The sequence below is a fragment of the Burkholderia sp. Ac-20379 genome (assembly GCF_017104645.1).
Classification (GTDB): domain Bacteria; phylum Pseudomonadota; class Gammaproteobacteria; order Burkholderiales; family Burkholderiaceae; genus Burkholderia.
In genome coordinates this window covers 22772-28771 of the sequence record NZ_JAAGPF010000073.1, presented here as the reverse complement: position 1 = coordinate 28771, position 6000 = coordinate 22772, and the positions used below count along the sequence as shown (strand labels likewise).

7 protein-coding genes are annotated in these 6000 nt (G+C 66.9%); 4 read left to right on the top strand and 3 right to left on the bottom strand.

Annotated elements, in window-relative coordinates:
• The 3 genes from G3N92_RS12480 to G3N92_RS12470 form a co-directional block, all read right to left on the bottom strand.
• Positions 1 to 606, bottom strand: a 606-nt coding sequence (locus tag G3N92_RS12480; protein WP_206127811.1) for an enoyl-CoA hydratase-related protein, incomplete at its 3' end; no start/stop codon positions are given.
• Between the two features lie 9 nt (positions 607 to 615).
• Complete coding sequence (locus G3N92_RS12475) at positions 616 to 2223, bottom strand: carboxyl transferase domain-containing protein (RefSeq protein ID WP_206127809.1); 1608 nt, start codon at positions 2221 to 2223, stop codon at positions 616 to 618.
• Between the two features lie 20 nt (positions 2224 to 2243).
• Positions 2244 to 3425 (bottom strand): isovaleryl-CoA dehydrogenase, encoded by a 1182-nt coding sequence (locus G3N92_RS12470; protein WP_206127807.1) that lies wholly within the window; start codon positions 3423 to 3425, stop codon positions 2244 to 2246.
• Between the two features lie 223 nt (positions 3426 to 3648).
• Between G3N92_RS12470 and G3N92_RS12465 the strand changes: the two genes are divergently transcribed.
• From G3N92_RS12465 to G3N92_RS12450, 4 genes are all read left to right on the top strand, one after another.
• Positions 3649 to 4401, top strand: coding sequence for a TetR/AcrR family transcriptional regulator (locus G3N92_RS12465; protein WP_206127805.1), 753 nt, complete (start codon positions 3649 to 3651; stop codon positions 4399 to 4401).
• A gap of 343 nt (positions 4402 to 4744) precedes the next feature.
• Positions 4745 to 5011: a translation initiation factor IF-1 gene (gene infA / locus G3N92_RS12460; RefSeq protein WP_206127803.1), complete on the top strand. Its 267-nt coding sequence runs from the start codon at positions 4745 to 4747 to the stop codon at positions 5009 to 5011.
• A 165-nt stretch (positions 5012 to 5176) separates the two neighbouring features.
• Positions 5177 to 5401 carry a hypothetical protein gene (locus G3N92_RS12455; RefSeq protein WP_206127796.1) on the top strand — a complete coding sequence of 75 codons (225 nt, stop codon included), beginning with the start codon at positions 5177 to 5179 and terminating at the stop codon, positions 5399 to 5401.
• A gap of 194 nt (positions 5402 to 5595) precedes the next feature.
• Positions 5596 to 5979, top strand: a complete 384-nt coding sequence (locus G3N92_RS12450) for a hypothetical protein (protein WP_206127794.1) — start codon at positions 5596 to 5598, stop codon at positions 5977 to 5979.
• The last annotated feature ends 21 nt before the right edge of the window (positions 5980 to 6000 follow it).

Below are 6000 nucleotides of genomic sequence, written 5' to 3'. Positions count from 1 at the left end.
TTCCGATCTCGCGTCGAGCGCATCGGCAGGCACCGCCTCGTGGATCAGGCCCAACTGCGCGGCGCGCGCGCTGTCGAACACTTCGGCCGTCAGCACGTAGCGGCGCGCGGCCCGCTCGCCGAGCGCGCGCACCACGTACGGCGCGATGGTGGCCGGAATCAGCCCGAGCCGCGCTTCCGACAGGCAGAAGCGCGCCGGCTCGGCGGCGATCGCGATGTCGCAGGCGGCCACCAGCCCGACGCCGCCCGCGTACGCGTCGCCGTGCACGCGCGCGATCACCGGCTTGCCGCAGCGGTAGACGGCTTCCAGCATGCGCGCGAGCCGACGCGCGTCGGCGCGGTTCTCGTCGTCGCTGTAGCCGGCCATCTTGCGCATCCAGTTCAGATCCGCGCCGGCGCAGAACGCCGGCCCCTCGGACGCCAGCACCACGGCGCGCGTGCCGTCGTGCGCATCGAGCGCGACGAACGCGGCGGTCAGCTCGGCGATCATGGTTTCGTTGAACGCATTGCGCACCTCGGGCCGCGCCAGCGTGACGGTGGCGATGCGGTTGTCGTGCGCGATGCGGATCGTCTCGTATCGGGCGTCGTGCTGAATCTCGTTCGACATGCGGCCTCCTTACATGCGGAACACGCCGAAGCGCGTGTCCTCGATGGGCGCGTTCTCGGCGGCGGCCAGGCCCAAACCGAGCACGTCGCGGGTTTGCGCCGGCTCGATCACGCCGTCGTCCCACAGCCGCGCGCTGGCGTAGTACGGGTGGCCCTGCAGCTCGTATTGCTCGCGGATCGGCGCCTTGAACGCGGCTTCCTCGTCGGCGGACCAACTGCCGCCCTTCGCCTCGATGCCGTCGCGGCGCACCGTGGCCAGCACCGACGCGGCCTGATCGCCGCCCATCACCGAAATCCGCGCGTTCGGCCACATCCACAGGAAGCGCGGCGAGAACGCGCGCCCGCACATGCCGTAATTGCCCGCGCCGAACGAGCCGCCGATGATCACCGTGAACTTCGGCACCTTGGCCGTGGCCACCGCCGTGACCATCTTCGCGCCGTGGCGCGCGATGCCCTCGTTCTCGTATTTGCGGCCCACCATGAAGCCGGTGATGTTCTGCAGGAACACCAGCGGGATCTTGCGCTGGCAGCACAGCTCGATGAAGTGCGCGCCCTTGACGGCCGATTCGGAGAACAGGATGCCGTTGTTGGCGACGATCCCGACCTGCCTGCCCCAGATCCGCGCGAAGCCCGTCACGAGCGTGGTGCCGAAGCGGGCCTTGAATTCGTCGAACGCGGAATCGTCGACGATGCGCGCGATCACCTCGCGCACGTCGAACGGCTTGCGCGTGTCGGACGGGATCACGCCGGCCAGCTCGGCCGGCGAATAGCGCGGCGGCAGCGGTTCGGCGAGCGCGAACGGCGCGCTGGCCTTCGCGCCGAGGTTGCCGATGATCGAGCGCGCGATCGACAGCGCATGCGCGTCGTTCTGCGCCAGGTGATCGGCCACGCCCGACAGCCGCGTGTGCACGTCGCCGCCGCCCAGATCCTCGGCGCTGACTTCCTCGCCGGTGGCCGCCTTCACGAGCGGCGGCCCGCCCAGGAAGATCGTGCCCTGCTCCTTCACGATGATCGATTCGTCGCTCATGGCCGGCACGTAGGCGCCGCCGGCCGTGCACGAGCCCATCACCACGGCGATCTGCGCGATGCCGGCCGCCGACAGGTTCGCCTGGTTGTAGAAGATGCGGCCGAAATGGTCGCGGTCGGGGAACACGTCGTCCTGGTTCGGCAGGTTCGCGCCGCCCGAATCGACCAGATAGACGCACGGCAGCCGGTTCTCGGCCGCGATTTCCTGCGCGCGCACGTGCTTCTTGACGGTGATCGGGTAGTAGGTGCCGCCCTTGACGGTGGCATCGTTGCAGACGATCACGCACTCGCGCCCGGCGATCCGGCCGATGCCGGTGACGATGCCCGCGCCCGGCGCGTCGTCGTTGTACATGCCGTAGGCGGCCAGTTGCGACAGCTCCAGGAACGGCGTGCCCGGGTCGAGCAGCAGCGCGATGCGTTCGCGCGGCAGCAGCTTGCCGCGCGCCACGTGCTTGTCGCGGGCCGCCTGGCCGCCGCCTTGCGCGAGCCGCGCGATCTTCTCGCGCAGGTCGGCCACCAGCGCGTCGAGCGCGGCCTGGTTGGCGCGGAATTCGTCGGAGCGGGGGTTCAGTTTCGATTCGAGGATCGGCATCGTGCTGGCTCCGCGGCGGCTCAGGCCGTTTCCGCGAACAGTTCGCGGCCGATCAGCATGCGGCGGATCTCGCTGGTGCCCGCGCCGATCTCGTACAGCTTGGCGTCGCGCCAGAGCCGGCCCACCGGGTATTCGTTGATGTAGCCGTTGCCGCCGAGGATCTGGATCGCCTCGCCGGCCATCCAGGTGGCGCGCTCGGCCGTGTAGAGGATCACGCCCGCGCAATCCTTGCGCGCCTGACGCACGTGGGCGCTGCCGGCCGCGTCGAGATGGCGGCCCACCGCGTACAGATAGGCGCGGCAAGCCTGGAAGGTCGTGTACATGTCGGCCACCTTGCCCTGGATCAACTGGAATTCGCCGATCGACTGGCCGAACTGCTTGCGGTCGTGGATATACGGCACCACGGCGTCGAGACAGGCCGCCATGATGCCGGTCGGGCCGCCCGCCAGTACCGCGCGTTCGTAGTCGAGCCCGCTCATCAGCACCTTCACGCCGCTGCCCACCTCGCCGAGCACGTTCTCTTCGGGCACTTCGACGTCCTGGAACACCAGTTCGCCGGTGTGCGAGCCGCGCATGCCGAGCTTGTCGAGCTTCTGCGCCACCGAGAAGCCCTTCATGCCCTTCTCGACGATGAACGCCGTCATGCCGCGCGCGCCGGCTTCGAGATCCGTCTTGGCGTAGACCACCAGCGTGTCGCAATCGGGGCCGTTCGTGATCCACATCTTGGTGCCGTTCAGCACGTAGTGGCTGCCGCGCTTGTCGGCGCGCAGCTTCATGCTGACGACATCCGAGCCGGCGTTCGGCTCGCTCATCGCCAGCGCGCCCACGTGCTCGCCCGAGATCAGCTTCGGCAGATAGCGGCGCTTCTGCGCCTCGTTGCCGTTGCGATTGATCTGGTTCACGCAGAGGTTGGAGTGCGCGCCGTAGGACAGGCCGACCGAGGCCGAGGCGCGCGAGATTTCCTCCATCGCCACCATGTGGGCGGTGTAGCCGAGGTTCGCGCCGCCGTATTCCTCGCCGACCGTCATGCCGAGCACGCCGAGTTCGCCGAACTTGCGCCAGAGATCCATCGGGAATTGATCGCTGCGGTCGATCTCGGCCGCGCGCGGCGCGATCTCCTTGGCCGCGAACGCGGCGATCGCGTCGCGCAGCATCTCGATGTCCTCACCGAGCATGAATTGCACGCCGGGCAGGTTGATCATGTCTCCTCCGATTCCAGAAAGTGCGTTCGGCCGATCCGGTGGGTGATGCGTTCTGAGTTTTGCTCAGGATTGTCCGGGCGCCGATGGATTGAACGATGCCGCTTGATGGCGGCTAGTGTCGCGCGGTGGTAGTTCGGGCGTCAACGATTTTTTGAGTGTCACTCAAATTTCATGGCGATGTCGGCTATCATCGTTCGCATTGCTTCGTTTCGTGTGCCTCGCCATGTCCGACCTGCCCCTCAAGACCGACCGCCCCGACGGCAGCCGCGCGCCCGCCGGACGCAAATCGCAGCAGCGCGTGCAGGACATCCTGCGCGCCGGGCGCGAGGTGTTCGCCGAAAAGGGGTACGAGCACGCCACCGCTGCCGAGATCGCGCAGCGCGTGGGTGTGTCGGAGGCCACGGTGTTCAGTTATTTCCGCGGCAAGCGCGAGCTGTGCGCACGCGTGATCGCCGATTGGTACGACGAGAACATCGCCGCGTTCGAGGCCGGCATGCCAGCGGGTGCGCCGCTGCGCGAGCAGTTCGCGTTCGTGGTGCGCACGCATTTGCGGCTGATGCTCGTGAATGGCACGGGGCTGTGCGCGCTGGTCCTGTCCGAGGGGCGCGCCAAGCAGCAGATGCTCGGCGACGAACTCGGCGAGCTGCAACGCCGCTACACCGCCCCGCTGATGACCCTGCTCGCGCGCGGCCGCGACGCGGGCCAGATTCGCCGCGACATGCCGCTGAGCCTGCTGCGCTCGCTCGTGTTCGGGCCGATCGAGCACGTGCTGTGGGATGCGATCCTCGGGCGGCGCACGCTCGACACCGAACGCACCGCCGATCAACTGATCGAGGTGCTTTGGGCGGCGCTGCAGCCGCCGGCGCCCGACGTGGATGCGCTGGCCGAATTCGGACGCGACGTCCGTGCCGCGATGGGCCGCATGGATCGCAGGATCGAGGCCGCGGGCATCGTTGCGGATAGCGAAAATACTTGACTGATCAAGCTCTCAGGTGTAACGTCTGACGTCTAAGTATCCAAGAAGCGCGATTGCTGCTCATCACTAACCGCTCGACTGCGGTATTCGTTGTCCTCTCCCTCCTTGATTCTTTTCGCGTGCCGAGCACGGCGCGCGGTCTGAGAAGCGGCATCGGTCCAGCCCCGCGTGGCGAGCCGGCCGGAAGTCCGCTCAAGCAACCTTAGTTTTCCGTCGGCAGCCTGTTCGACGCCGCATCCGGGATTTCTCGCCATTCATACCGTGGTTGGTACATGCGCAGATCGCCCGTAGCACGACAGGCGACGCACGACTCAACATCAACCCGGTCATTGGAGAAATCAATTTGGCAAAGGAAGAGCTGCTGGAACTGGATGGCGTTGTCGATGAAGTACTGCCCGACAGCCGCTATCGCGTGACGCTCGAAAACGGCGCTGTCGTGGCCGCTTACGCGTCGGGCCGCCTGCGGAAGAATCACATCCGCATTCTGGCGGGCGACCGCGTTCGACTCGAGATGTCGATGTACGACCTGACCAAGGGCCGTATCAACTACCGTCACAAGGACGAGCGCGCCATGGCCGGCGCGCCGCCCGCCCGCAGCTTCCGACGCTAAGTTTTGTTGCCCGCGTCGGCGGCCAGGCACGTTTTCGCGCCTGGCTTGCCGGCCCGGGCATGTATTGACGCAGATCATCGGCGAATTTCAGAATTCCCGCTTATCCTGCGGTGGATGCCGACCTTCTCTCACGACACACCATGTTCGACACATTACTGATTCATCATGCAAAACAACACACTCAAGCATTATCGCGGCTACGCCGTCACGCCTTCGGCCCATCGTCTTCCTGACGGCAGCTTTTCGTCCAACCTGACGCTCGAACGCACCAGCGTCCGCAGCGAGCCCGCCCTCTACGAGTTCTACACGCTCGATTACTTCGGCTCCGAAGCCGCCGCCTTGCGACATTCCGCTCGCTGGGCACGCAAGTGGATCGATACGCGTGGCTGAGCCCGCGCCGCGTTAGATTCCACGCTTTTCATCTCCCCGGTTTCATCGTTCGTCCTTTCAGGCTGCCTCTCGTCTCGCCCTGATGTCCCGTTTCGTGACGCGCGATTCCTGGCCCGCTCGCCAATCGCCGCGCTCGCCGACGCAACTCCGTCTACACTTGCCGGTCTCGACCCGATTTCACGGCAGACCGACCGATGACCCCGATTCTCGATGCCGCCGCGCTGCGCGCGCTGGCCGAACGCGCCGAAGCCACCCAGCGCGACGATTGCGCCTGCCACAAGACGCCGCTCGACGGCTGGCAGTCGCAGCCGCTGTCGCTCGACGAGGCGCTGCTGGCGCAGGTCGGCACGCTGCGCGAGGACGACGGGCGCGAGCCGTCCTACGACGAGTACCTGCCCGATGGCCTGCGCTACTGGTCGCCCGAGGCGCCGATCGCGCCGCGCTTTTTCCCGTACAACCAATGCGACGTGTGGGCCTGCAAGGCTTGCGGGCGCGTGATGCTGCGTTACACGGAAGGCGGCGGATATTTCGTGGACCGCCGGATTCGGGCGGTACGGGCGGGGTTGGTGGTGGCTTGATATGTCTCGAGCGAGGTCACT